This window comes from Marinobacter sp. LM1 (assembly GCF_042763285.1).
GTDB lineage: Bacteria > Pseudomonadota > Gammaproteobacteria > Pseudomonadales > Oleiphilaceae > Marinobacter > Marinobacter nauticus.
Map to the genome: position 1 here is coordinate 4317446 of NZ_CP114373.1, position 25488 is coordinate 4342933.

Below are 25488 nucleotides of genomic sequence, written 5' to 3' on the forward strand. Positions count from 1 at the left end.
TACGCCTCTTGGGTCAGAAAGGAAAAAAGGTGTCTTACTTACCTTCCTTCTCTTTCATTGCCTTAGCTTTCTCAATCGCTTCTTCGATGCCGCCGCACATGTAGAACGCCTGCTCCGGCATGTCGTCGTAGTCACCGTTGAGAATGCCTTCGAAGCTGGCGATGGTCTCTTTCAGAGACACGTACTTACCCGGAGAACCGGTAAATACTTCAGCAACGTGGAACGGCTGCGACAGGAAACGCTCGATCTTACGGGCGCGGGATACGATCAGCTTGTCGTCTTCAGACAGCTCGTCCATACCCAGGATCGCGATGATGTCTTTCAGTTCCTTGTAGCGCTGCAGAACGTTCTGAACACCACGGGCAACGTTGTAGTGCTGCTCACCAATCACCAGCGGATCCAGCTGACGGGAGGTGGAGTCGAGCGGATCGATCGCCGGGTAGATACCCTTGGAAGCGATGTCACGGCTCAGTACCACGGTCGCGTCAAGGTGCGAGAAGGTGGTGGCCGGAGACGGGTCAGTCAAGTCATCCGCCGGTACGTAGACCGCCTGGATAGAAGTGATGGAACCGGTCTTGGTAGAGGTGATACGCTCCTGCAGCTGACCCATCTCTTCCGCCAGGGTCGGCTGGTAACCTACCGCAGAAGGCATACGACCCAGCAGTGCAGATACCTCGGTACCGGCCAGGGTGTAACGGTAGATGTTGTCAACGAACAGCAGTACGTCACGGCCTTCGTCACGGAACTTCTCAGCCATGGTGAGGCCGGTCAGGGCCACACGCAGACGGTTTCCAGGGGGCTCATTCATCTGGCCGTAAACCATGGCAACCTTATCGAGAACGTTGGACTCCTTCATTTCGTAGTAGAAGTCGTTACCTTCCCGGGTCCGCTCACCAACACCTGCGAATACGGAGAGACCGGAGTGCTCTTTCGCGATGTTGTTGATCAGTTCCATCATGTTTACGGTCTTGCCTACGCCGGCACCACCGAACAGACCAACCTTACCACCCTTGGCGAACGGGCAGATCAGGTCGATAACCTTGATGCCGGTTTCCAGCAGGTCGGCAGATGCTGCCTGATCGGCATAGCCCGGTGCTTTGCGGTGGATAGCCCAGCGCTCTTCTTCGCCGATGTCGCCCTGTTCGTCGATGGGACGACCCAGAACGTCCATGATCCGGCCCAGAGTCTGTGTACCAACAGGTACAGAGATCGGCTTGCCGGTGTTTTCTGCTTTCAGGCCACGCTTCAGGCCCTCAGTGCTGCCCATGGCGATGGTACGAACAATGCCGTCACCCAGCTGCTGCTGGACTTCCAGAGTTGTTTCGCCACCTTCAAGCAGCAGTGCGTCGTAAACGCTTGGAACGGAGTCACGTGGAAATTCCACGTCGATAACCGCGCCAATGATCTGAACGATGTGTCCGCTACTCATGCTCGGTTCCTCGTTATCTTGATAGTCAATAAAACCAGTAGGTCTGTGAGCGTTAACCAACAGATGCCGCGCCGCTCACAATCTCCGAAATCTCTTGTGTGATCGCTGCCTGACGGGCCTTGTTGTAGGCCAGTTGAAGCTCGTCAATGATGCTGCCAGCGTTATCTGTCGCGCTCTTCATGGCAATCATCCGGGCAGCCTGCTCACAGGCCAGATTTTCTACCACACCCTGATACACCTGGGATTCGATATAACGTGGCATCAGCCCGTCAAGGATCGGACGGGAATCCGGCTCGTAGATGTAATCCCACTGGTGACCGATTTCTTCATCATCGCCTTCCGGCAGCGGCAGCAACTGCAGCGCCTTCGGGCTCTGGGTCATGGTGTTGACGAATTCGTTGCTGATCAGGAACAGGCGGTCGATCTTGCCTTCCACGAACGAATCCAGCATCACCTTGACGCTACCGATCAGCTGATCTGCACTCGGGCTATCGCCCAGGTGCGTCACGGCTGCCACCACGTTTCCGCCGTAGTTGCGGAAGAAGGAGGCGCCCTTCTGGCCAATAGCGCAGATATCGGTCTCAATACCTTGTTGTTTCCATTCACGCATTTCTCTGACGAGCAGCTTGAACGCGTTGGTGTTCAGACCACCGCAAAGACCGCGATCAGAGGAGACCACAATGTAGCCTACCCGCTTGACCTCGCGCTCCTGCATGAACGGATGGCGGTAATCCTTGTTGGACTTCGCAATGTGTCCGATTACCTGGCGCATCTTTTCAGCGTACGGGCGGGTTGCCTGCATACGCTCCTGAGCCTTACGCATCTTGCTCGCGGCTACCATTTCCATGGCAGACGTGATCTTCTGCGTGCTCTTGATGCTTCCGATCTGGTTACGTATTTCTTTTCCGACGGCCATATGTCACTGCCTTTTCAAGTTAGACACTCAAATGGACCAGCAGGCCCGCACAACGGCGGGCCTTTTGGATTTACCAGCTCTGAGTGGTCTTGAATTTCTCCAGAGCAGCTTTGAGGCCGGCAGTGATGTCGTCGTTGAAGTTACCTTCAGGGCCGATCTTGTCCAGAAGTTCCTTCTGCTCGGACCGCATCCAGTCCAGCAGTTGGGCTTCGAACTTCACAACCTTGTTGACATCCACATCGTCCAGGAAGCCTTCGTTCGCTGCGAACAGTACGGTACCCATTTCCGCAACGGTCATCGGGCTGTACTGGTTCTGCTTCATCAGCTCGGTGACGCGCTGACCATGCTCCAGCTGCTTACGGGTTGCTTCGTCGAGGTCAGAAGCGAACTGGGCAAACGCCGCCAGTTCCCGGTACTGGGCCAGGGCCAGACGGATGTTACCGCCGAGCTTCTTCATGATCTTGGTCTGGGCTGCACCACCTACCCGGGATACGGAGATACCGGCGTTCATGGCCGGACGGATACCGGAGTTGAACAGGTTGGTTTCCAGGAAGATCTGACCATCGGTAATGGAGATTACGTTGGTCGGTACGAATGCAGACACGTCACCAGCCTGAGTCTCGATGATCGGCAGCGCGGTCAGGGAACCGGTCTTGCCTTTCACTTCGCCGTTGGTGAACTGCTCAACGTAGTCAGCATTTACACGGGACGCACGCTCCAGCAGACGGGAGTGCAGGTAGAAAACGTCACCCGGGAATGCTTCACGTCCCGGCGGACGACGCAGCAGCAGGGAGATCTGACGGTAGGCAACGGCCTGTTTGGACAGGTCATCGTATACGATCAGGGCGTCTTCACCGCGGTCGCGGAAGAACTCACCCATGGAAGTACCGGCGTACGGAGCCAGGAACTGCATGGCGGCCGGATCGGCGGCACCAGCGGCAACCACGATGGTGTGGTCCATGGCACCGTGCTCTTCCAGCTTGCGCACAACGGCGGCAATGGAAGACTGCTTCTGGCCAACGGCAACGTAGATACACTTGATGCCGGTGTGCTTCTGGTTGATGATCGCGTCGATGGCAACCGCGGTCTTACCGATCTGACGGTCACCGATGATCAGCTCACGCTGGCCGCGGCCGATGGGAACCATGGTATCGATGGCTTTCAGACCAGTCTGTACCGGCTCGTCAACGGACTGACGGGCGATAACGCCAGGTGCAACCTTCTCGACCGGGGAGGTCAGGCTGTTGCCCAGCTCGCCCTTACCGTCGATGGGGTTACCCAGGGAGTCAACCACACGGCCCAGCAGTTCGTTACCAACGGGTACTTCCAGGATACGACCAGTACAACGTACCTTCTGGCCTTCGGCCAGACCTTCGTAGTCACCCAGAACAACCGCACCAACAGAATCACGCTCCAGGTTCAGCGCCATGCCGTATGTGCCGTTGGCAAATTCAATCATCTCGCCGTACATAACGTCGGCCAGACCGTGGATCAGCACGATACCGTCAGATACAGACAGGATCGTACCTTCGTTTTTTGCTTCGGAAGAGATGTCGAGTTTCTCGATTCTCTTCTTGATGATGTCACTGATCTCGGATGGATTCAGTTGCTGCATGCCTTTGTCCTCAAACCTTGTGCTGAAATCAGGAGCCCAGAGCCCTGGCCATTCTGGCCAGTTTGCCACGGACTGAAGCGTCGATAACCAGGTCGCCTGTTCGTACGATCACGCCACCGATCAGGGACTGATCCACGGTGGTCTCGAGTTCGACCTTGCGCTCCAGCTTTTTGGACAGTGCGTCGATCAGTTTCTGCTGTTCGTCTGGAGACAAGTCGAATGCGGTATCGATTGTCAGGTGCACAGACTTCTCAAGGTCTGCACGGTACAAACGGAACAAAGCAGAAATCTCCGGCAGCAGGGCCAGACGCTTGTTTTCAGCAAGAATCAACAGGAAGTTTCTGAGTGCTTCAGGCAGCGGCTCTTCAAAACACTCTGCGAAGAGTTCCGCCTTGCGTTGCTCAGACAGGCCGGGGTTGGCCAGGATGTTCTTTACCTCTTGGTCAGCCGCAACCTGAGCGGCAAAAGCCAGAGCCTGATCCCACTGATCAACGGCGTTCTGGTCCTGCGCGGCATCAAAAACGGCCTTCGCGTAGGGTCGGGCTAACGTTGTAAGTTCTGCCATGATGACCCTCGTTTAGAGTTCTGCGGCCAGCTTTTCCAGCATCTCGCTGTGAGCTTTGGCGTCTACAGAGGTTTCCAGAATCTTCTCGGCACCGGCAACGGCCAGGGTGGCCACTTCTGCTCTGAGTGCGTCGCGAGCCTGAACACGCTCCTGTTGAATTTCCGCCCTGGCCTGCTCAATAAGCTTTTCGCCTTCTTTGCGGGCATCCTCTTTGGAGGCTTCCACAATCTGGGCGGCACGCTTGTTGGCCTGGTCAATCAGGGCTGCAGCTTCTTCTTTCGCCTTTTGCAGTTCTTTGGTGGCTTTTTCCTGGGCCAGTTCGAGATCGAGTGATGCCCGATCGGCCGCGGATAGGCCATCTGCAATTTTCTTCTGGCGCGCTTCCATGGCAGCCGTAATCGGCGGCCATACATATTTGACGCAGAACCAGACGAAAATAGCGAAGGCAATCGATTGCCCTATCAACGTAAGGTTTATATTCACGGCGATATACCTCTTGCTATTCGTTGCGTCCTGGTTTCCGGAAGGAGGGGCGCGGCCTTAGCCGGCGCCCACAGCTCTCGGTTTAATTAACCAGCAACAACGAAGATCAGGTACATCGCGATACCAACACCGATCATGGGAACCGCGTCAAGCAGACCAGCCATGATGAAGGCTTTGGTTTGCAGTTGGTTGGCCATTTCCGGCTGACGGGCAGTGGACTCAAGCAGTTTGCCACCCAGCAGACCGAAACCGATACCAGCGCCCAGAGCGCCCAGACCGATGATCAACGCAGCTGCGATAAATACCATTTCCATTGAAGACTCCTCAGTTTTTTCAGATAGTTAAGGGTTTGTTTATTTAAGGGTTAATCAGTGATCTTCGTGTGCCGCGCTGAGGTAAACCACAGTAAGCACCGTAAAAATAAAGGCCTGAAGCGGAATAACCAGAATGTGGAAGATCGCCCAGGGAACGTTCAACGTCCACTGAATCCACAGTGGCAACAGCGCAATCAGGATAAACACAACTTCACCAGCGTACATGTTACCGAACAGACGCAGCGCCAGACTGATTGGCTTGATGATCAGTGCCAGGATTTCCAGCAGCAGGTTGAACGGGATCATGATCCAATGATTGAACGGGTTAAAGGCCAGCTCTTTGCTGAAGCCACTGACGCCTTTCACCTTGAAGCTGTAGAACAGAATCAGCAGGAACACACCAATCGACATGCCGAAGGTAGCATTCGGATCGGTGGTCGGAACAATCTTGAAGTACTCAAGCCCCAGCGCGTGAGCGATCGACGGAATATAGTCGATGGGGATCAGCTTCAGGATGTTCATCAGCAGAATCCAGACGAAAATCGTCAACGCCAGAGGCGCAATCAACGGATTCTTGCCGTGGAAGACGTCGCGCACGATGCCCTGAACAAATTCAAAGGTCATCTCGATCAGGTTCTGCAAGCCGCTCGGCGTGCCTTCGGTGACCCGGTTGGCGACAAAGCGGAACAGGCCCAGGAACAGAATACCCATGGCAATTGACCAGCCGAGGGTATCGACGTGGATTGCCATGAAGCCCATGTCTGTGGCTTCCTGACCAGTTCGTGCGAAGGTCCAGGTGGCCTCCTGCACGACACTGCCATCCGCGCGCTCATAGCCTTCCGGGAGCTTGCCATAGGTAAGGTTGGTGAGGTGGTGTTTTATATACTCTACTGGGGTATCAGCTGCCATACTGCTCTCGTCCAGTCATCGCTGTGGTCGCGGCCGGATGAGCCAGCGCAATGCCGTACCCAACACAACCATCACAGCAAAAGTGAATAACAGAGCCGGTACGTGGACTGGCTCCATTAAAGTGAAAACGGCCGCAAAAAACACTGCGGTAAGGGCCAGCTTGATGCTCTCTGCCCTGAATATGTTGCTCACTGCCAGGTGCATCTGTCGGGCACCCTGATAACGATAAGCGCGGTGAGCAAAGTACGCGTTTGGTATGACAAAAATAAGACCGCCAATGAGAGCGGAATACCCGGCCAAACGACTTTCCAACAACCACAACAGGCTCAGAATCAGCAGAACCGCCATCTCTATAATCAACCACTTGCCAAGTGGTACGTACGTGATGGCTCTCGAAGAACGGTTCATATCACCAGCTGTCATTCCAAGCGCGCGGAATTATATGTGTTAACCGATAGGTGTTCAACATAACCGCACGGAAAAATTGGCGAAAAAGTGAGCAGATTTTGCCGCCGAAATCTGAAGTTTTACACAGGTTGTGTTGCTCATCGATCGCCACAACCACATGTGGTGTTTCCGGCACCAGACGGGACTTTAGGATGATTTTCAGGTTTTATCGGGCCGACTAGCGGATGTGGCCCAGAATGCCGTCAAGCTCGTCCAGTGAACTGTACTCAATCACCAGCTTGCCTTTGCCCCGTTTACCATGATTGATCGCCACCCGGGCACCGAGCCGGTCAGACAGATCGTCCTGCAAGGCCCGGATGTTCGGATCAAGAGCCGGCTTGGTGTTGTCTTTGTCTTCCGGTTTTTCCTGCTGAACCCGGCGCACCAGGGCTTCAGTCTGGCGTACCGACAGCGATTTGGCGACCACCTGACGGGCCACCTGCATCTGCTGCTCCGGTGGCAGGGTGAGCATGGCACGACCGTGACCCATTTCCAGATCACCATGCTCCAGCATTACCCTTACGTCTTCGGTCAGGCCAATCAGCCGCAGCAGGTTGGTGATGGTGGTTCGGGACTTGCCCACCGCCTCGGCCACCTGGGCCTGGGTCAGGCCGAACTCGTCCTGCAGGCGCTGCAGGGCGAAGGCTTCTTCAATAGGGTTCAGGTTTTCGCGCTGGATGTTCTCGATCAGCGCCATCGCAATGGCGGCTTCATCCGGGACATCGCGGATAATGGCAGGAATACGGTCCAGTTCTGCCAGCTGGGTGGCACGCCAGCGGCGCTCACCGGCAATCAGTTCATAACGGCCTTCCGAAACCGGACGCACCACGACCGGCTGCATCACGCCCTGCTGACGAATGGAGTCTGCCAGTTCCTGCAGAGCGGCGGGGTCCATATCCCGGCGCGGCTGATAACGACCACGCTGGATCAGGTCGACCGGGATCTCACGCAGTTCACCATCGTGATCACTGGTCTCCTGATTGAGATTCACCTTCGAGCCCTGGAGCAGTGCCCCCAGTCCCCGTTCGCCCAAGCCTCGCTTCTTCGCCGCCATGGTAGTTGTCATTCTTCCTGTTGAAATAGTGGGTGCATGGTTGCCTGACGGCGATCTATGTTACACCGCAACCGCGGGCGATGTCTTTTTCGATCCGTGCCGGCGTACCATCTCGCCAGCCAGCGCCAGATAAGCCACCGCACCTTTGGACACCCGATCATACTTGAGTGCCGGCATACCGTAGCTGGGCGCTTCTGCCAGCCGGACGTTACGGGGAATCACCGCCCGGTAAACCTTGTCACCGAAATATTCACTGAGCTGACCGGAGACATCCAGAGTCAGACTGTTGCGGGGGTCGTACATGGTGCGCAGGATACCCTCAATCTCCAGATTGGGATTGACCGTTTCCTGAATCTGCTGGACGGTGTTCATCAGTGCCGCCAGCCCTTCCAGGGCATAATATTCACACTGCATCGGGATCAGTACCGAATCCGCGGCAGACAGGGCATTCACGGTCAGCAGACTGAGTGAAGGCGGGCAATCAATCAGGATGTAGTCGTAGTTTTCCCGAACGGTGTTGAGGGTCAGCCGTAACCGGTGTTCCCGGCCAATCTCGTTCATCAGCTCCACTTCGGCGGCGGTCAGGTCACCGTTGGCGGGCAGCAGGTCGAAACCGGAGGCTTCAGCGTGGACGATCACGTCCGCCGGCGTAGCCCGTTTGGTCAGCACATCATATCCGGACAGCTCCAGGGAATTTTTATCCACACCGCTGCCCATGGTGGCATTGCCCTGGGGATCCATATCCACCAGCAGCACCCGGCGCTTGGTGGCCGCCAGAGACGCGGCAAGATTGACGCAGGTGGTGGTTTTGCCCACACCGCCTTTCTGATTGGTCACTGCAATCACGCGCGCCATGCTTTGCCTCCTGCTGTTGAGGGTTACCGGTGTCGTTCAGCCCGGGCGACGATCAGTAAATGCCGTTCACCGTCGGCTCCGGGGACGGTCAGGGAATGGCTGGATTCTACCTGCCAGTCCGCCGGAAGGGCAGCTACTTCATCATCCGGATACTGGCCTTTCATGGCAAGGAACTCGCCGTCATTCGCGAGCAGACCGCCGCACCAGGTCACCAGGTTTTCCAGCGCGGTAAAGGCCCGGCTGCTGATCTGGGAGAAGGGCTGATCGGGCTGGCAGTCTTCCGCCCGGCCGTGGATAACTTCAACGTTGTCCAGCCCGAGCTCAAGCACACACTGATTCAGGAATCGGGTTTTCTTGCCGTTGCTGTCCAGCAGGGTAAAGCGTTTTTCCGGGAACACAATGGCCAGCGGAATACCCGGCAGGCCGCCGCCGGCGCCCACATCCAGCAAATGGTCTGTGGTCACCCAGGGCAGGATGCTCAGACTGTCCAGCAACTGGCGGGAGACCATGACCCGCTCATCCCGCACGGCGGTCAGGTTGTAGGCCTTGTTCCACTTGTTCAGCAGAGCCAGAAAAGCCAGCAACTGTTGCTGCTGGCTGTCGGACAAAGACAGGTTCATGGCCGCGAGGCCGTCCCGAAGCTGGCCGGGCCACTGTGGATAACTCATCTCAGGCGCTCTGCTTTTTCAACAGGTCGCGCTTTTTCAGATGCACCAGAATCTGGCTGACCGCCGCCGGGGTCACCCCCTGGATACGGGACGCCTGAGCCACCGTTTCCGGGCGCACATCCTTGAGCTTCTGCTTGATTTCGTTGGACAGGCCACCGATGACGTCGTAATCCAGATCCAGCGGCAACGCGGTGTTCTCGTTCTTGCGTAGGCGCTCGATCTCATCCGCCTGCCGGGAGATGTAGCCTTCGTATTTGATCTCGATTTCCACCTGATCGGCTACGTTCGGGTCCTCCGCCCGTTCGGCCCCGATCTCGGCGATGTGATCGTAGACAATCTCCGGACGGCGCAGCAGCTCCGCCAGAGACTGGTCACGGGTCATCGGCTGTTTCAGGTAGCCATTGGCTCGCTCGCCCGCCTCGGTGTTCGGGTGGATGCGGGTGCTTTCCAGGCGGCTGCGCTCCCTGGCAATGCCTTCGCACTTGTCGCTGAACTTCTGCCAGCGCTCGTCATCCACCAGCCCCAGCTTGCGACCGGCTTCGGTCAGGCGCAGGTCGGCGTTGTCTTCCCGCAGGATAAGCCGGTATTCGGCGCGGCTGGTGAACATGCGGTACGGCTCCTGGGTGCCCATGGTGATCAGGTCGTCCACCAGTACGCCCAGGTAGGCTTCATCCCGGCGCGGGTACCACTCGTCTTTATCCTGGGCACGCAGCGAAGCGTTGATGCCCGCCAGCAAGCCCTGGGCACCGGCTTCTTCGTAACCGGTGGTGCCATTGATCTGGCCGGCAAAGTACAGGCCCTGGATAAACTTGGTTTCCAGGGTGTGGCGCAGGTCCTGCGGGTTCAGGTAGTCATACTCGATGGCGTAGCCCGGGCGCAGGATGTGGGCGTTCTCGAAACCCGGAATCGAGCGCACGGCCTTGAGCTGGATATCAAACGGCAGGCTGGTGGAAATACCATTCGGGTACAGCTCGTTGGTGGTCAGGCCTTCGGGCTCTACGAAAATCTGATGCGAATCCTTGTCGGCAAAGCGGTTGACCTTGTCCTCGATGGACGGGCAATAGCGCGGGCCCACGCCTTCGATGTTGCCAGCGAACATGGGCGAGCGGTCAAACCCACTGCGGATAATGTCGTGGGTTTCTTCGGTGGTGCGGGTCACGTAACAGCAGATCTGCTCCGGATGCTCATCACGGCTGCCGATAAACGACATCACCGGTGTCGGATCGTCTCCCCACTGCTGCTGCATCGCGGAGAAATCCACGGTGCGGGCATCAATGCGCGGCGGTGTTCCGGTTTTCAGGCGGCCGACGTTGAACGGCAGTTCCCGCAGGCGCTTGGCCAGGGCATTGGCCGGCGCATCACCGGCGCGACCACCGGCGTGATTCTGCATACCGATGTGGATAACCCCACCCAGGAAGGTACCGGTGGTCAGGACCACGGTCTTGGCGTTAAAGCGGATGCCGGTCTGGGTCACCACGCCCACCACCTGGTCGTTTTCCACAATCAGGTCATCGGCCGCCTGCTGGAACAGGGTCAGATTGGGCTGGTTTTCCAGCATATGGCGAATGGCGGCTTTGTACAGAATCCGGTCCGCCTGAGCGCGGGTAGCGCGCACCGCCGGGCCTTTACGGCTGTTCAGCACCCGGAACTGGATGCCAGCCTGGTCGGTGGCCCGGGCCATGGCGCCGCCCAGGGCGTCGATTTCCTTTACCAGATGGCTCTTGCCAATGCCACCGATGGCCGGGTTGCAGGACATCTGCCCCAGAGTCTCAATGTTATGGGTCAGCAGCAGGGTTTGCGAACCCATGCGCGCAGCCGCCAGGGCGGCTTCAGTACCGGCATGGCCACCACCAATGACAATGACATCGAAACGGGTCGGAAACTCCACACTACACCTCGGAAATCGGGGAAAAAATCAGGGCGGCGAGTATAACGCCTCGCCCGGTAAATTGCAGTCAGAATGTGCAAATTTTAACCAGCAACGAGGTGAATAAAAACCCTGGCGGCTGGCCTTGGCCGATGATCAGTGCGACGCCGCTCTCTGACAGGGTTCGTTCAGGATAAGGAAATTCCGAAAGTTTCAGGATTTCATAGCCTTGTCATACATTGTTCAAAAAAGTTTTCAAAAAGTTATCCACACAATTGATGCCTTCAATTACAGCCGAAAACGTCGGTAACTGTTTGTTAAATATAAATTTAATTAAATTACTCTGGCATTATTCGCAAATTATCCCAGTAATTATCCACAGCGTTTTTACCGAATGCCTATATACGGTGCAAAAAACCGGTACCCCTGAACGCAAGTGCACCAACAAAGGGCCAGTTTCCACGCAGGCTCGCCAGCGCGGTCGTCTGGCCCAGGGCCACCGGATCTTCTGCGTGGATATCCACCCGGATGAGGTCCTGGACGGTCAGGTTCTGTTCCCCGACACCCTTTGATACCGGGATTTCAGCCGACGGAGCTCAGAAATCGTCCGCCTTGCGCTGAGGCACCGCCGCCGAGCTGCTACCGCCGGAAGGGCCAGCTGCCAGCCGTTCCAGCTCCTGCTCCACCGCGTTCGAGGATTTCGCGAAGCGGGCCAGCAGGTTATACAGCACCGGAATTATGAACAGGGTCAGGGTGGTGGCGAAAATCAGGCCGCCCAGGATCACCATGCCGATGGCCGCCCGGCTTTCTGCGCCGGCACCAGTGGCAATCACCAGGGGAACTGCCCCGAACACCGTGGAAATGGTGGTCATCAGTACCGGCCGGAAGCGCAGGCTGGCACCTTCCAGAATGGCCTCTTTCACCTCGTAGCCCTTGTCCCGAAGCTGGTTGGCGAATTCCACAATCAGAATCCCGTTCTTGGCCATCAGCCCCAGCAGCATGATGATGCCGATCTGGCTGTAGATGTTCAGACTGATGCCGGACCAGGCCAGCGCGATCAGCGCACCGGTCACCGCCAGGGGCACCGACAGCATGATGATCAGCGGGTGGATCCAGCTCTCAAACTGGGCTGCCAGCACCAGGAACACGATGATAAACGCCAGGCCGAAGGTCAGGTAAATGGCCGCCGAGGAATCCTGGAACTCCTGGGACAGCCCCTTGTAACTGAGCCGGGCCTCCGGCGGCAGGTTATCCACAGCCAGATTATTCAGGTAGGTAAGCGCCGAGCCCAGGTCATAGCCCTCGGCCAGGGACGCACTCACCACCACCGCCGGCAGCCGGTCAATCCGGCGCAAATCCGGATTGGCCCCGATTTCTTCCACCGATACCAGCGCCTTGAGTGGAATCAGTTCCCCACCTGCCCGAGGCCGTAGGAAGATCTGTTCCATATCTCCGGGCGTGGCCCGGTCGGCATCGTCCGCCTGGATAATCACATCGTATTCCCGGCCCCGATCCAGATAGGTGGTCACCTGCCGGGAGGCCAGCATGGTCTGCAGAGTGAGGCCCACATCTTCAATGGTGATGTCCAGATCCGCCGCCCGGTCGCGGTCAATGTTGACCTTCAGTTCCGGCCGGGTCAGCTCGAAATCGGTGTCGACATTCAGCAGATTCGGGTTTTCCTTTGCCCGTTCAACGATTTCCTCACTCCAGGCCTGTACCGACTCGTAATCGGGGCCGGCAATGACAAACTCCACCGGCTGATTGAAGCCGCGCTGGCCCAGCCCGGGCGGGTTGATGACATTGATCCGCACCCCGGAAATGTCAGACAGCTTGTCGCGGATCTCGGTGGTGACCTGCTGCTGCTTGATGTCCCGCTGTTCCCAGGGCACCAGCCCCATGATCATGAAGGCATTGTCTTCTTCATCCCGGAATCCGACGATCGACAGGAAACGCTCGGCGATACCGTCATCCAGATAAGGCAACAGCCGCTCTTCGGCCTGTTTGACAAAGTGATCGGTGAATTCAACCGTCGAACCCCGGGGCGCGCTGACGGGCATGATGATCACGCCGCGGTCTTCGGTCGGGGCCAGTTCCTGGGGCAACCGGGGGAAAATCACCACAGCGATGATCAGCCCGACAATACCAAGCCCGAGCAACAGGCCCGGCTGGTTCAGAGAGAAGCGAAGCATTCTCTGATAGCCATTCGTCAGGCCATTCAGGATGCGTTCACTGAAGGCCCAGAGCCGATGCCCCTCGGCACTTTCGGGACTGTGCCTGAGCCACTTGGAACAGAGCATCGGCGCCAGGGTCAGGGCCACCAGACTTGAAACCACCACGGCGGCCGCCAGGGTGAAGCCGAATTCGGCAAACAATCGGCCCACGTTGCCGCCCATGAAGGAGATGGGCACAAACACCGCCACCAGTGTCAGAGTGGTGGCAATGACCGCAAAGGCTACCTGCTTGGCGCCCCGGTAGGCCGCCAGCAAGGGTGGTTCACCTTCATCGATGCGGCGCTGGATGTTTTCCAGCATGACAATGGCATCGTCCACCACCAGGCCGATGGCCAGAATGATGGCCAGCAGGGTCAGCACGTTGATGGAAAAGCCCAGGAAACCCAGGCCGATAAACGCACCGATCACCGCCACCGGAATGGTGACCGCCGGAATCAGGGTCGCGCGCCAGGAGCGCAGGAACAGGAAGATAACCAGTATCACCAGCGATACCGCAATCGCCAGGGTGGTCAGAACCTCTTTGATCGAAGCCCGGATAAACACCGATTCGTCGTAGCTCTCGGCAATGCGCACTTCCGGCGGCAAGGTCTCGCGTATCTTCACCAGCTCCGCCTTCACCGCATCCGACACCGCTACCGTGTTGGCCTTGGACTGGCGGATCACCCCCATCCCGATAGCGGTTTCGCCATTGGCCCGCAAACGACCAACATCCGATTCCACCCCGACCTGAACATTGGCAACCTCGCCCAGGCGCAACAGGTCGTTGCCATCCCGGCGGATCACCAGATTGCGGAAATCTTCCACATTGGACAACCGCCCTTCCGCGCGCACGGTAAAGTTGCGGGTGGAGGAGTCCACTGAACCGGCCGGTAACTCCACGTTGTTCTGCCGCAGTGCCTGCTCCACCTCAGCAACGGTTATGTTGCGGGCCGCCAGGCGGGTGCGGTCGAGCCAGACCCGGATGGCGTAACGGCGTTCACCGCCAATCCGGACATCGGCAACACCGTCCAGAACCGATAACCGGTCGGCCAGAACCCGATCGGCGAAGTCACTGAGTTCGGCACTGTCCCAGACGTCACTGATCAGAGTTATCCACATCATCGGCCGGGCATCGGAATCGGCTTTTTGAACCACCGGGGGATCGGCCTCATCCGGCAACTGGTTCAGAACCCGGGACACCGCATCGCGTACGTCGTTGGCGGCAATGTCTACATCCCGGGAGGTATCAAATTCTATGGAGGTTCGGGATTCACCCTGTTCGGTTGAGGATTCGATGGAGCGAATGCCTTCAATGCCACTGATGGCCCCTTCAATCACCTGGGTAATCTGGGTGTCGACCACTTCTGCCGCAGCGCCGGTGTAATCTGTGGATACCGACACCACGGGCGGATCAATATCCGGGTATTCCCGAACCGGCAAGCCCAGCAAGGCCGCTACGCCGAACACGACAATCAGCAGGCTCAGAACGGTGGCAAACACCGGGCGTTTGATGGAGACATCGGACAGCACCATGGATCAGGACTCCACGGTCCGGGCAAACCGGTTTTCCGGAATAGCCTGGTCGTTACTCTGTACTTCAATGCGGTCGCCGGTACTCAGGCGATCCTGCCCGGTTACCACCACGGCATCGTCCAGGGTCAGGCCGGAGGTAATTTCCACCAGACCGGGCATGCGCGAACCGGTCGCCACCGATACCCGGCGTGCCACGCCGTCTTCGGCAACAAACACATACTTGTCGTCGCCACGAATCATCACTGCCTGCTCCGGAATCACCAGCCCTTCCCGTTCCTGCAGGGTCAGTGACGCCGACATGAACTGGCCCGGCCGCAGACGACCGTCCGGATTATCGATAATGGCTCGCACCGACAGGGTTCGGCTCAATTCGCTGATGCGGGTGGCGAGTTCCACCAGCTCTCCCCGGAAGACCTCGTCTGGGAATGCCGGCGAGGAGGCAATCACCGATTGGCCTACCCGAACCTGGCCGACAAAACGTTCCGGAACCGCAAAACCCATTTCCATTCGATCGGTGGTGTCCAGCGTGGTAATGGTGGTGCCCGCTTGCAGATATGCCCCTACGCTGATGTCGCTCAGGCCCACCACACCGGAGAACGGCGCTTCAATGCGATGGTTTTCCAGCCGCACCCGGGCAGCCTGTCGCTGGGCTTCAGCCACACTCACGGCGGTGACCAGTTCATCCACCTGGGACTGGGACACGCTATTGTTGGAGCGCAAACGCTGGGCCCGCTCCAGTTGCCGCCTGGCATCGGCCAGCTGGGCTTCAATCACCTGGAGATCGGCACGGGCCTGACGATCGTCGAGACGTAACAGGACATCGCCCTGAGATACTTTCTGTCCGGGTTCGAGGTTGATCTGCACCACCCGACCGGTGACTTCGGTGGTCAGTTCCACGGCATTCAGTGCCTTGAGGTTGGCCACCGAACGAATCTCATCCCTGACCTGCTGCAATCTGGGCGCCACTGCACTGACTTTGCTGGCCCTCGGCTCCTCACCGGCCTGTTCTGTGGACGAGGAATCCATCGCCAGAAAGAACACCGCACTTCCGGCACCCGCTGCAACCAGTACCACCGCAATCAGCCATTGCTTCCACATGGGTATCGCAAACCTTTCCGAGTTCAGTTCTGCGGGACAGCCCCGCTTTCATGTTTCTGAATCACCAACACCACTTCACCCACATCGACACCCCACTTGCTCATGGTGGTCTGGTTGATCAGGGTGTCGGGAGTAACCAGGTACATCCAGTCGTCCATCCGGACATCGATCGTGCCATCGCCGTATGCCACCCGCAGGACATAATTCATGTGTATGGCGTTGCCCTGCCAGCGCATGGTGCCGGCTTCCACCACGTCGCCGGCGCTGGCGTGATAGCTGCCGTTGTCCGGTGTCAGCGTCCAGATCCGGGTCTGGACCTCGCCGTCGTTGAAACGGAACACCTCATCCAGCGTACCGACACCGTTTTCATCCCAACTGGCCACAATGTCTGCGTCGAAGGTACGGATAACCTGGCCGGCGTAGTCCTTGACCACCCCCCGGGCCGAAAGTTCGCCCCGGAAAAACTCCGAGGGCACCAGCTCCGGTGCCTGGCCCTGATAATCCTCCAGATTCGGCCCGGCACACCCTGCCAGCATCAGGGTCATTAACAGTATAAGACCACCGCTTAGAAGACCATGGAAAAGACCGGGGAAACGCTGCGTTTGCATGACTTTTACACTCCTTGGCGGCTACCGGATGGCAACAGAACGTTAACTGGATTACGGTCACATGGCCCTGCCCGATCAGTCCCCGGGCACAATCGTCATTTCAGCCAATTGTCCATTCTGACACCGGCACCAGCGCTTTCCGTCAATGGCAGCCCGCCGGGAATACCGTACAACTGCATACACAGTGGCCTTCCTGGCCCAACCAATTCCGGATGATCAATGCATGTGAGGACTGGCTATGCCTGTGTATAAAGCGCCCCTGAGGGACATGAAATTCCTGCTTAACGACGTGTTCGATTACCCGCGGCACTACCAGACACTGGCCTCCGGTGAGAACGCCACGCCCGACATTGTCGACGCCATCCTGAGCGAATGCGGCCGCTTCTGCGAAGAGGTTCTGAGCCCGCTCTACCAGTCCGGCGACGAAGAAGGTTGCCACCTGGAAAACGGAGAAGTGACCACACCCAAAGGCTATAAAGACGCCTATAAGCAATATGTGATGGGCGGCTGGCAGGGACTGTCGGCGCCGGAGGAATTCGGTGGCCAGGGCCTGCCGGCGTCCATGGGCCTGCTGAAGCAGGAAATGATGGGCACCGCCAACTGGTCCTTTTCCATGTACCCGGGCCTGTCCCTGGGGGCCATGAATACCATTTACCTGCACGGCGATGAACAACAGCAGCAGACCTATCTGGTGCCTCTGACCGAAGGCCGCTGGGGCGGCACCATGTGTCTGACCGAGCCCCAGTGCGGCACCGATCTGGGCCAGGTCAAAACCCGGGCCGAGCCTCAGGCCGACGGCAGCTACAAACTCACAGGCACCAAGATCTTCATTTCCTCCGGCGAGCACGACCTGACCGAAAACATCGTTCACATCGTGCTGGCTCGGCTGCCGGATGCCCCGAAGGGCACCAAAGGCATCAGCCTGTTTATCGTGCCCAAATTCCTGCCCGACGCCGAGGGCGGCATCGGTGAGCGCAACGCCGTGAGTTGCGGAGCGCTGGAGAAGAAAATGGGGATCAAGGCCTCAGCCACCTGTGTGATGAATTTCGATGGCGCCACCGGCTATCTGATCGGCCCCGAGAATCAGGGCCTGGAGTGCATGTTCACCTTTATGAACACAGCCCGCATCGGTACGGCAATTCAGGGGGTTGGCCCGGCCGAGCTGTCCTATCAGTGGGCTCTGGATTACGCCAGGGAGCGCCGCTCCATGCGCGCGCTGTCCGGCAAGAAAGAGCCGGATGAGGTCGCAGACAGCCTGATTCACCATGCCGATGTCCGGCGTATGCTGCTGACCCAGAAAGCCATCGCGGAAGGCGGCCGCTCCATGCTCTATTACGCCGCCAAGATCGCGGACCATATGGTGGAAGCCCATACCGCGGGCGATACCGCCAAGGTTGAGAAATACGACGACAAACTCGGCTTCCTGACCCCAATCCTGAAGGGCTTCCTGACCGAGCTGGGCTGTGAGGCCACCAATCTGGGCATGCAGGTGTTCGGCGGTCACGGCTATATCCGCGAACACGGTATGGAGCAGATTGTCCGGGATACCCGGATTGCCACCCTGTATGAAGGCACCACCGGCATCCAGGCCCTGGACCTGCTCGGGCGCAAGGTCCTGCTGATGACCCAGGGCGGGGCGGTGCGGGAATTCACCCTCAAGGTGGCCAATTTTGCCCGCAAGCACCTGACCAACAAGCAGCTGCGGCCAATGGCGGTGGAGCTGCTGAAACTGACTGCCCAGTGGAACCTGCTGACCGTGCGCGTGATGCTGGCAGCACGCAAGGATCGCGACGTGGTCAGCGCCGCCGCCAACGACTTCCTGATGTACAGCGGCTACGTGACCATGGCCTACATGTGGCTACGCCAGGCGGCGGTGGCCAGCGATAAGCTGGAAAACGGTGGCGATGAATCTGACGCCTTTTACCGCACCAAACTGGCGACCGCCGAGTTCTATTACGAGCGCTTGCTGCCCCGGGCTCAGGCCCACGCCACCAGTATGCTGAGCCCGACCCGAAACCTTATGCAGGTGGCGCCGGAAGATATGGCCTTTACCGGTTAATCACCGGTATTTTCCCGTCCCGGGCACTGCCCGGGACATTTTTGCCTGTTCATGACCATCCGGAAACCGGGGGTTGAAATCCGGTTGTTGTGGCCTTAACTCTCCCCTGCCTTACCACTTTTCCCATAACACACTGAGGCTTACAGACTTTTAGAAAATTACCACCGTCGCGTATAAAAGAAGGAGGTTCGAAAATGGACAATCGTACTGACGACTTTTATCCCACCCGCCTCGAGCGCCCGGCACAGAGTTTCGAGCGTAAGGACCCGGTTATCCACAGCCAGGGAACCGACCGCCACCATGGTCCACTGAGTGAAACCGAACTGGCCCGGTATGAACGGGACGGCTTTCTGGTGTTCAACGACTTCCTGGATCAGGAAACCGTCAAACGTTTTCGGGACGACCTGCGAGCCTACGAGAATGACGACAGCATCCTGCGTTCCGAAGGCACCATTACCGAACCTGGCAAGCAGGAGATCCGCTCCATCTTCGGGATCCATGAGCTGTCTGAGCGCTTCGACCGGCTGACCCGGGATGCCCGCCTGCTGGATATGGTGCACCAGCTGTTGGGCAGTGATGCCTACATCCACCAGTCCCGCATCAATTTCAAACCCGGTTTCCACGGCAAGGGCTTTGACTGGCATTCGGATTTCGAGACCTGGCACGCCGAGGACGGTATGCCCCGAATGCGGGCGGTCAGCTTTTCCATCGCCCTTACCGACAACACACCATTCAACGGCCCGTTGATGCTGATTCCCGGCTCCCACAAAACGTTTGTGCCCTGTGTCGGCCGCACGCCCGAGGACAACTATCAGTCCTCCCTGAAAAAACAGGAACTCGGGGTGCCCAACGAGCAGGACCTGCAGAAGATGGCGGATGAGTATGGCATCCAGGCGCCTACCGGGCCAGCGGGCTCTCTGATCATATTCGAGTGCAACACGTTGCATGCCTCTAATGCCAATATGTCACCCTGGCCCCGCAGCAACCTGTTCTTTGTCTACAACAGTGTGGAAAATCGTCTGGAACAGCCATTCTGCGGCAACAAACCTCGGCCCGACTTTCTGGGTAATCGCAGCAATACCGAGGCCCTGCGCCCGGTTCGTTCCCCGGATCTGCGCCGCACCGGTTAAGCGATGGCCCAATAACGAAAAGGGGGAAGCCATCGGCTTCCCCCTTTTGCAACGGAACGACGCTTTGATCAGAGACCGTACTTGGTCTCAATAGCCTCATAGATGCCGTTGTTCTTGATGGTTTCCAGGCCCTGATTCAGTTTCTGGATCACCTCGTCCGGCGTTTCCATGTTCATGGCCAGGTACAGTTCGGTCTTGTTGAACGAATACACCGGAACCAAGCCTTCCACATCCTGCTGGGACGCGAAATAAGGCCCGGCCAACTGGTCTGCAATCCAGAGGGCCAACTTGCGCACGGGTTATCTCCTTTACCACGAATGACTTAGTCCGCTGCACAGGCAGCGGCACAATGAGACAGTGGTGGAGTTTACCCGAGCTTTTGACGTTGTTTTACAGATAAACTGTTTGTTTTCGTAAGGAACCGCTATTGCCGGAAACGCTGGATAAAGGCTTCCGATTCGGCAATTGAGGCTTCCATGTTGCGGATCAGGGTATCCACGTCACTGCGAATACGGCCCAGTTCATTTTCCAGCGCACCGATAGCCTGGGCATTCAGGTTGTGTTTCAGATACAGCATCTGATCCTCAAAGGCCTGCAGCACCGGCTCCATGCGCGCTTCGGCCTGATGCATCCGGCGAATCAGCTGGTCATACTGGCTGCGGGTTTCCCGCAGTTGTTGCTCGCTGCTCCGGCGCAGGGAGGCGCTTTCGTACCGGTCCAGCTCGGCTTCCCATTCCGCAAACAGAGCCTGGGAAACATCTTCAACCGCATCGATGCGATCACGCACCTCCTCGGCAGCGTCCTCACTGTCTTCATAGGCATCCCGGACTTCTTCGTATTTGGTCTTGAGCTCGGTATCCGGGGTATCCACCACACTCTGGAACCGTGCCAGGGATGAGCGGAAGGTTTCCTGTGCATCACTCTGGGCATCCCGCGCTTCGCCCACCCGGTCGACCAGAATATCGCGTTTTTCAAACCCCAGTTTTTCCATGGCATTGTAATAAACGGTACTGCAGCCAGACATCAGGGCAGCGGCCATCAGAGCCATAAGCCAGGAAGTGGAGCGGGTAAGAGCGTTGGTCATGGTGAGTCCTTGTTATTTTCCGATGCAGAAACTGCCGAATATCTTACCCAGAAGCTCATCCGGCGTCAGATGCCCGGTGATTTCCCCCAGGGCATCCTGAGCGGCCCGCAGATCTTCGGCCAGCAATTCGCCTGCCCCGTAACCTTCCAGCTGGGTCTGGCCCTGTAGCAGGGAATCCCGGGCACGTTCCAGTGCATCCAGGTGCCGGCGCCGGGCCAGGAAGCCACCTTCGGTGGTACTGGCAAAGCCGATGCATTCTTTCAGATGCTCACGCAGAACCTCCAGGCCCTCCGCGGCTTTTGCTGCCAGGCGAATCACCGGGGCGGTCTGATGCGGCTCTGCGCTGATGCCAAGGGGTTCGCCAGACAGATCCACCTTGTTCCGGATCACCGTCACCGGCGCGCTCCTGGGCAGTTGATCAATAAAATCGGGCCAGATTTCATGGGGCTCGGTTTTGTCGGTGGTGGTGGCATCCACCATCAGCAAAATACGGTCGGCCTGGCGGATTTCTTCCCAGGCCCGGGCAATACCAATCTGTTCCACTTCGTCCGGGCTGTCCCGCAGGCCGGCCGTATCAATGATGTGCAGCGGCATGCCATCGATGTGAATATGTTCCCGCAACACATCCCGGGTGGTGCCTTCAATGGCGGTCACAATCGCCGCTTCCCGGCCCGCCAGGGCATTCAGCAGGCTGGATTTGCCGGCATTGGGCCGGCCGGCGATGACCACTTTCATGCCGTCCCGCAAAATGGTGCCTTGCTGCGCCTCTCCGAGAATCTGCTGCACCTGCTCCAGCAGGCCCTGCAAATCCGAAGCAACCTTGCCATCGGCCAAAAAATCGATCTCTTCTTCCGGAAAATCGATGGCCGCTTCCACGTAAATGCGCAGATGGGTGATGGCCTCCACCAGGTTATCCACACGTTTGGAGAACACCCCCTGCATGGAACGCACGGCACAGCGGGCCGCCTGTTCCGAGCTGCTTTCAATCAGATCAGCAATGGCCTCAGCCTGAGCCAGGTCCAGCTTGTCATTGAGAAACGCTCTTTCGGAAAACTCACCGGGCCGGGCCAGCCGGGCACCGAGGCTGCAGACTTCCCGCAACAGGATATCCAGGATCACCGTGCCACCATGGCCCTGAAGCTCGAACACATCCTCGCCGGTAAAGGAATGCGGGTTGGGAAAGTACAGACCGATGCCCTCATCAATGAGCTCTCCCTGCCGGTCCCGGAAAGGACCGTAATGGGCGTACCGGGGTTTTGGTTCAAAGCCCAGCATGGTGCGGGCAATGGCCATGGCCCTGGGGCCGGATACCCGGACAATTCCCACCCCGGCCTGGCCCGGGGCAGTGGCGATGGCGGCAATGGTGTCAGTAACTGGCTGCATCTTGGTTTTCCTGAAATAGAAATAACAAAGGCTCCACAAGGGAGCCTTTGTCAGGTCAGAAGCACTGTTGAATCAGTACTTCTTGCCCGCCGTTTCCGCTTCGATCTTGCGGGTAATGTACCATTGCTGGGAGATCGAAAGAATGTTGTTGACCAGCCAGTACAGAACCAGACCGGCCGGGAACCACAGGAAGAACACGGTGAAGATCAGCGGCATCAGCTTCATGATCTTGGCCTGCATGGGATCCGGCGGCGTAGGGTTCAGGCTCATCTGGATGAACATGCTGGCACCCATCAGGATCGGCAGGATGAAGTACGGGTCCATCTGGGACAGATCCTGAATCCACAGCATGAACGGCGCATGACGAAGCTGGACGCTTTCAAACAGTACCCAGTAAAGGGCAATAAACACCGGCATCTGCACCAGGATTGGCAGACAGCCACCCAGTGGATTGATCTTTTCGCGCTTGTACAGCGCCATCATTTCCTGGGACATGCGCTGGCGATCATCGCCATAAAGCTCTTTCAGCCGGGTCAGCTGCGGAGCGACGGCGCGCATTTTCGCCATGGAGCGATAGCTGGTGGCGGAAAGGTGGAAGAACACCGCTTTTACCAATACCGTCAGCAGGATGATGGCGACACCCCAGTTACCGACCAAGCCATAGAACCACTCAAGAATGTAGAACAGCGGCAGGGAGATAAAGAACAGCCAGCCGAAATCAACGGTGCGATCCAGGTTCGGAGCCAGAGCTTCCAGCCGATCAATGATCTTGGGACCGACATAAGCAGTGGCGCCCACTTCTGCGGTCTCACCCGGTGCTACCGTCGTGGCAGGATAAACAAAGCCCATAACATGGAGATCGCCCCGTCGGGTGGTCTGGAACTGGGCTTTCTGGTCCCGCTCGGGAACCCAGGCCGTCAGGAAATAATGTTGCAGGAAGGCCAGCCAGCCATTGGTGACCGACTGGTTGACACGCTTCTCTGACAGATCTTCGAAATCGTACTTCTCATACGGATCTTCCGGGGTACTGACAACCATGCCCAGATAGGCCCGGATGCCCATGCTGGCCTGGGACGTTGGATCCGGCGCCTGATCGCGCACGATCTTACCGGTGAAATTACCTTGCCATGGGCTATCCGAGCGGTTGTCGATCAGGTAGCTGACATCAATCTGGTAGCTGTTCCGGGCCAAATGATAGCGTTTGGTGATGGCTACACCGCTGTCAGTGGTGTACACCAGGTCGATGGTCAGTTCATCTTCCCCTTCCGCTAACTGGTAGCTGCCTGCTTCGGCCTGAAATACCGGAGCTTCACCGGCCTGGCTGCCATCCGGGCCATCGCGACCGATCAGGCCACTTTCCAGGAGATAGGTGCGGGTACGGGTGTTGGTCAGCAATTTCAGAGGTTGTTCGCTGTCCAGAGATTCGTCGTATTGCAACAGGGAACTGTCAACCAGATTGCCGCCGACGCGGTCGATTTTCAGTTCGTAAACGTCCGTGGTCACGGTAATGAAGCGATCTGCCAGATCCTGATCGCCGTTGGCGGAGGTTGCCGCCAGGGAGCTGGTTTCCGGGGTCGCAAATTCTTCACCGCCAGCGTTGGTGTCCTCAGGCAGGATCATGTCATCGGTGCTGGTAGCGCTGCTGTCCGACGGAGATTGCGCCTCGGCAACCTGTTCTGTTTGAGGCTGGTGATAATCCTCGTTCCAGGCAAGTACCATCAGGTAACTGACAATGGCGAGGCCGGCAAACAAAACAATGCGTTGAATATCCATAAACTTAGTGTCTGGTCTGAGTAGTGGAATGAATGCTTTCTGTCGGATTGCAGGCCTGGCCGGAGCGAGGCGCCGTGTTCAGTTCCGTTCCCGGTACCGGATCATAACCGCCTTCTGCCCAGGGATGACACCTGAGTAACCGGGCTGTTGCCAGGTAACCGCCTTTAAGAGGTCCGTGATGTTGGATGGCCTCGAGGGCGTATTGTGAACAGGTAGGGTAATGACGGCAATGGCTGGCCATCATCGGGCTGATGGCATACTGGTAGAACCGGATGGGCAAGAGCAGGAGTTTACGCATTACTCCGTACCTCTGGGATTGCCGACGGATTGATCAGGCGTGGACTGACGGTATTTTTTCTTTACCCGGTGCCACAGATCGTTCAGCGAAGATCGGACTGTATCGTTATCCAGCCGATCCAGACCCTGACGGCCGAGCACAATGATATCAAGGCCTGGCAGATCGGGTTGGAGCCGGAAGGTTTCCCTGACCTGACGCTTGATCCGGTTTCTCTGAACAGCGAGCCGAAGATTCTTCTTGGAGAAGATCAATCCGACCCTGGCGTGTCCCAATGTGTTGGCAGAGGCCAGGATCAGAAAATTTCTGTGCGGAACTTTCAGCGTTACGTCATTGAAGACCCTGCTGTAATCCGAAGGTTTCAACAGCCTGTGAGACTTCGGAAACGTCAAGGCCTTCATGAGGCAGGCTTCAGATTACGCAGACAGGCGTGCACGGCCCTTGGCACGGCGACGAGACAGTACCTTGCGACCATTGGCTGTCGCCATACGGGCACGGAAACCGTGAACGCGCTTGCGCTTCAGGACGCTCGGTTGGAATGTTCTTTTCATGGTGATGTTCTCACAAATCGTCGATGGACATTGATCACTGGCTGGAAAATAGACAGCCAAAACAGGAGCGGCATTCTAGTCAAATACCGGTGCAAGTTCAATGGTTATGGTTTGGTCAGGCAAGATTCTGGCATGGGTACTAACCGACATGGCGAGTAATAGAATCTGTTAGGTCTTTTTAAAATTCTTTCAAAGATATTTATTACTGCTGTTAAGCACGTTGATTTCTGTGGATAAGGAAAAATTCATAAAATAAATCAATAATCTGAAGCAATGACAAAGCTTGTGACAGATGCCGGTGAGCTCTGTGGATTTCGTCAGCACGGATTGTGCACAAGTGCGATTGAGGATGTTGAACCGAGTTATGCAAGTATCGGTCAAGATCTTTCTCACAGAGTTGAACCCGGGGTTTACACAGGGTCCTGTGAATAACTTTTTTTCAGGCATTTTCTGTACACAAGCTTGTAGATATGTCTGAAACAATTTGAAAAATATAGGGAAAAGTTTCCACAGGGTGTTTATGACAAAGGTTTCCGGCCTTTTACTGAAGGCCCGTGCGGGTTAGAATCTCCGGTCACTTCAGGCACCGGTGGCGTTGGTTTAACGGTGTCTCATCAGTCAGGTTTTCGGGAGCAGGCGGTC

25 protein-coding genes are annotated in these 25488 nt (G+C 57.4%); 3 read left to right on the forward strand and 22 right to left on the reverse strand.

Annotated features, from left to right (window positions below; translation table 11 throughout):
* Positions 1 to 34: 34 nt before the first annotated feature.
* From atpD to mnmG, 12 genes are all read right to left on the reverse strand, one after another.
* Positions 35 to 1429 (reverse strand): F0F1 ATP synthase subunit beta, encoded by a 1395-nt coding sequence (atpD, locus tag OZ656_RS20095; RefSeq protein ID WP_011787276.1) that lies wholly within the window; start codon positions 1427 to 1429, stop codon positions 35 to 37.
* A 52-nt stretch (positions 1430 to 1481) separates the two neighbouring features.
* A complete protein-coding gene (gene atpG, locus OZ656_RS20100) occupies positions 1482 to 2345 on the reverse strand; it encodes a F0F1 ATP synthase subunit gamma (protein WP_011787277.1) in 864 nt (287 codons plus the stop codon).
* Positions 2346 to 2415: 70 nt separating this feature from the next.
* On the reverse strand, positions 2416 to 3960 hold the full coding sequence (gene atpA, locus OZ656_RS20105) for a F0F1 ATP synthase subunit alpha (RefSeq protein WP_011787278.1): 1545 nt from the start codon (positions 3958 to 3960) through the stop codon (positions 2416 to 2418).
* Positions 3961 to 3988: 28 nt separating this feature from the next.
* A complete protein-coding gene (locus OZ656_RS20110) occupies positions 3989 to 4525 on the reverse strand; it encodes a F0F1 ATP synthase subunit delta (protein ID WP_183579563.1) in 537 nt (178 codons plus the stop codon).
* A gap of 12 nt (positions 4526 to 4537) precedes the next feature.
* Complete coding sequence (locus OZ656_RS20115) at positions 4538 to 5008, reverse strand: F0F1 ATP synthase subunit B (RefSeq protein WP_011787280.1); 471 nt, start codon at positions 5006 to 5008, stop codon at positions 4538 to 4540.
* Between the two features lie 86 nt (positions 5009 to 5094).
* Entirely contained in the window at positions 5095 to 5322 is a 228-nt protein-coding gene (gene atpE / locus OZ656_RS20120) for a F0F1 ATP synthase subunit C (RefSeq protein WP_014423137.1), read from the reverse strand.
* A 54-nt stretch (positions 5323 to 5376) separates the two neighbouring features.
* The gene (atpB, locus tag OZ656_RS20125) at positions 5377 to 6231 is read right to left on the reverse strand and encodes a F0F1 ATP synthase subunit A (RefSeq protein WP_011787282.1); all 855 of its coding nucleotides are present in this window, start codon (positions 6229 to 6231) and stop codon (positions 5377 to 5379) included.
* A 15-nt stretch (positions 6232 to 6246) separates the two neighbouring features.
* A complete protein-coding gene (locus OZ656_RS20130) occupies positions 6247 to 6579 on the reverse strand; it encodes an ATP synthase subunit I (protein WP_022992613.1) in 333 nt (110 codons plus the stop codon).
* A gap of 277 nt (positions 6580 to 6856) precedes the next feature.
* Entirely contained in the window at positions 6857 to 7732 is an 876-nt protein-coding gene (locus OZ656_RS20135; protein ID WP_014423139.1) for a ParB/RepB/Spo0J family partition protein, read from the reverse strand.
* 60 nt (positions 7733 to 7792) lie between these two features.
* The gene (locus OZ656_RS20140; protein WP_014423140.1) at positions 7793 to 8587 is read right to left on the reverse strand and encodes a ParA family protein; all 795 of its coding nucleotides are present in this window, start codon (positions 8585 to 8587) and stop codon (positions 7793 to 7795) included.
* A gap of 23 nt (positions 8588 to 8610) precedes the next feature.
* On the reverse strand, positions 8611 to 9255 hold the full coding sequence (gene rsmG / locus OZ656_RS20145; protein ID WP_153739689.1) for a 16S rRNA (guanine(527)-N(7))-methyltransferase RsmG: 645 nt from the start codon (positions 9253 to 9255) through the stop codon (positions 8611 to 8613).
* A 1-nt stretch (position 9256) separates the two neighbouring features.
* Positions 9257 to 11143: a tRNA uridine-5-carboxymethylaminomethyl(34) synthesis enzyme MnmG gene (gene mnmG / locus OZ656_RS20150; protein WP_379944859.1), complete on the reverse strand. Its 1887-nt coding sequence runs from the start codon at positions 11141 to 11143 to the stop codon at positions 9257 to 9259.
* 386 nt (positions 11144 to 11529) lie between these two features.
* Here mnmG and OZ656_RS20155 point away from each other — a divergent pair, with 386 nt between their 5' ends.
* Positions 11530 to 11694 (forward strand): hypothetical protein, encoded by a 165-nt coding sequence (locus tag OZ656_RS20155; RefSeq protein ID WP_379944860.1) that lies wholly within the window; start codon positions 11530 to 11532, stop codon positions 11692 to 11694.
* 24 nt (positions 11695 to 11718) lie between these two features.
* Here OZ656_RS20155 and OZ656_RS20160 read toward each other — a convergent pair whose 3' ends face one another.
* From OZ656_RS20160 to OZ656_RS20170, 3 genes are read right to left on the reverse strand one after another with little or no spacing between them, the layout of a single operon-like run.
* Entirely contained in the window at positions 11719 to 14865 is a 3147-nt protein-coding gene (locus OZ656_RS20160; protein ID WP_379944861.1) for an efflux RND transporter permease subunit, read from the reverse strand.
* Between the two features lie 3 nt (positions 14866 to 14868).
* On the reverse strand, positions 14869 to 15963 hold the full coding sequence (locus OZ656_RS20165) for an efflux RND transporter periplasmic adaptor subunit (RefSeq protein WP_114434614.1): 1095 nt from the start codon (positions 15961 to 15963) through the stop codon (positions 14869 to 14871).
* Between the two features lie 23 nt (positions 15964 to 15986).
* On the reverse strand, positions 15987 to 16508 hold the full coding sequence (locus OZ656_RS20170; RefSeq protein ID WP_379945225.1) for a DUF3833 domain-containing protein: 522 nt from the start codon (positions 16506 to 16508) through the stop codon (positions 15987 to 15989).
* 301 nt (positions 16509 to 16809) lie between these two features.
* Here OZ656_RS20170 and OZ656_RS20175 point away from each other — a divergent pair, with 301 nt between their 5' ends.
* Both OZ656_RS20175 and thpD read left to right on the forward strand, forming a co-directional pair.
* The gene (locus OZ656_RS20175; RefSeq protein ID WP_379944862.1) at positions 16810 to 18630 is read left to right on the forward strand and encodes an acyl-CoA dehydrogenase C-terminal domain-containing protein; all 1821 of its coding nucleotides are present in this window, start codon (positions 16810 to 16812) and stop codon (positions 18628 to 18630) included.
* A gap of 194 nt (positions 18631 to 18824) precedes the next feature.
* Positions 18825 to 19760, forward strand: coding sequence for an ectoine hydroxylase (gene thpD / locus OZ656_RS20180; RefSeq protein WP_379944863.1), 936 nt, complete (start codon positions 18825 to 18827; stop codon positions 19758 to 19760).
* A 68-nt stretch (positions 19761 to 19828) separates the two neighbouring features.
* On the opposite strand, the gene OZ656_RS20185 is transcribed toward thpD, so the two are convergent.
* The 7 genes from OZ656_RS20185 to rpmH form a co-directional block, all read right to left on the reverse strand.
* Entirely contained in the window at positions 19829 to 20056 is a 228-nt protein-coding gene (locus tag OZ656_RS20185; protein ID WP_228285482.1) for a hypothetical protein, read from the reverse strand.
* Positions 20057 to 20184: 128 nt separating this feature from the next.
* Complete coding sequence (locus OZ656_RS20190) at positions 20185 to 20844, reverse strand: DUF2959 domain-containing protein (RefSeq protein ID WP_379944864.1); 660 nt, start codon at positions 20842 to 20844, stop codon at positions 20185 to 20187.
* Positions 20845 to 20856: 12 nt separating this feature from the next.
* Positions 20857 to 22227 (reverse strand): tRNA uridine-5-carboxymethylaminomethyl(34) synthesis GTPase MnmE, encoded by a 1371-nt coding sequence (gene mnmE, locus OZ656_RS20195; protein ID WP_379944865.1) that lies wholly within the window; start codon positions 22225 to 22227, stop codon positions 20857 to 20859.
* A gap of 72 nt (positions 22228 to 22299) precedes the next feature.
* Entirely contained in the window at positions 22300 to 24000 is a 1701-nt protein-coding gene (gene yidC / locus OZ656_RS20200) for a membrane protein insertase YidC (RefSeq protein WP_379944866.1), read from the reverse strand.
* Between the two features lie 4 nt (positions 24001 to 24004).
* Positions 24005 to 24298, reverse strand: coding sequence for a membrane protein insertion efficiency factor YidD (yidD, locus tag OZ656_RS20205; protein WP_379944867.1), 294 nt, complete (start codon positions 24296 to 24298; stop codon positions 24005 to 24007).
* Complete coding sequence (gene rnpA / locus OZ656_RS20210) at positions 24298 to 24696, reverse strand: ribonuclease P protein component (protein WP_286714207.1); 399 nt, start codon at positions 24694 to 24696, stop codon at positions 24298 to 24300. Before rnpA ends, yidD begins: the two co-directional genes overlap by 1 nt.
* A 15-nt stretch (positions 24697 to 24711) precedes the next feature.
* A complete protein-coding gene (rpmH, locus tag OZ656_RS20215) occupies positions 24712 to 24846 on the reverse strand; it encodes a 50S ribosomal protein L34 (RefSeq protein WP_008940054.1) in 135 nt (44 codons plus the stop codon).
* Between the last annotated feature and the right edge of the window lie 642 nt (positions 24847 to 25488).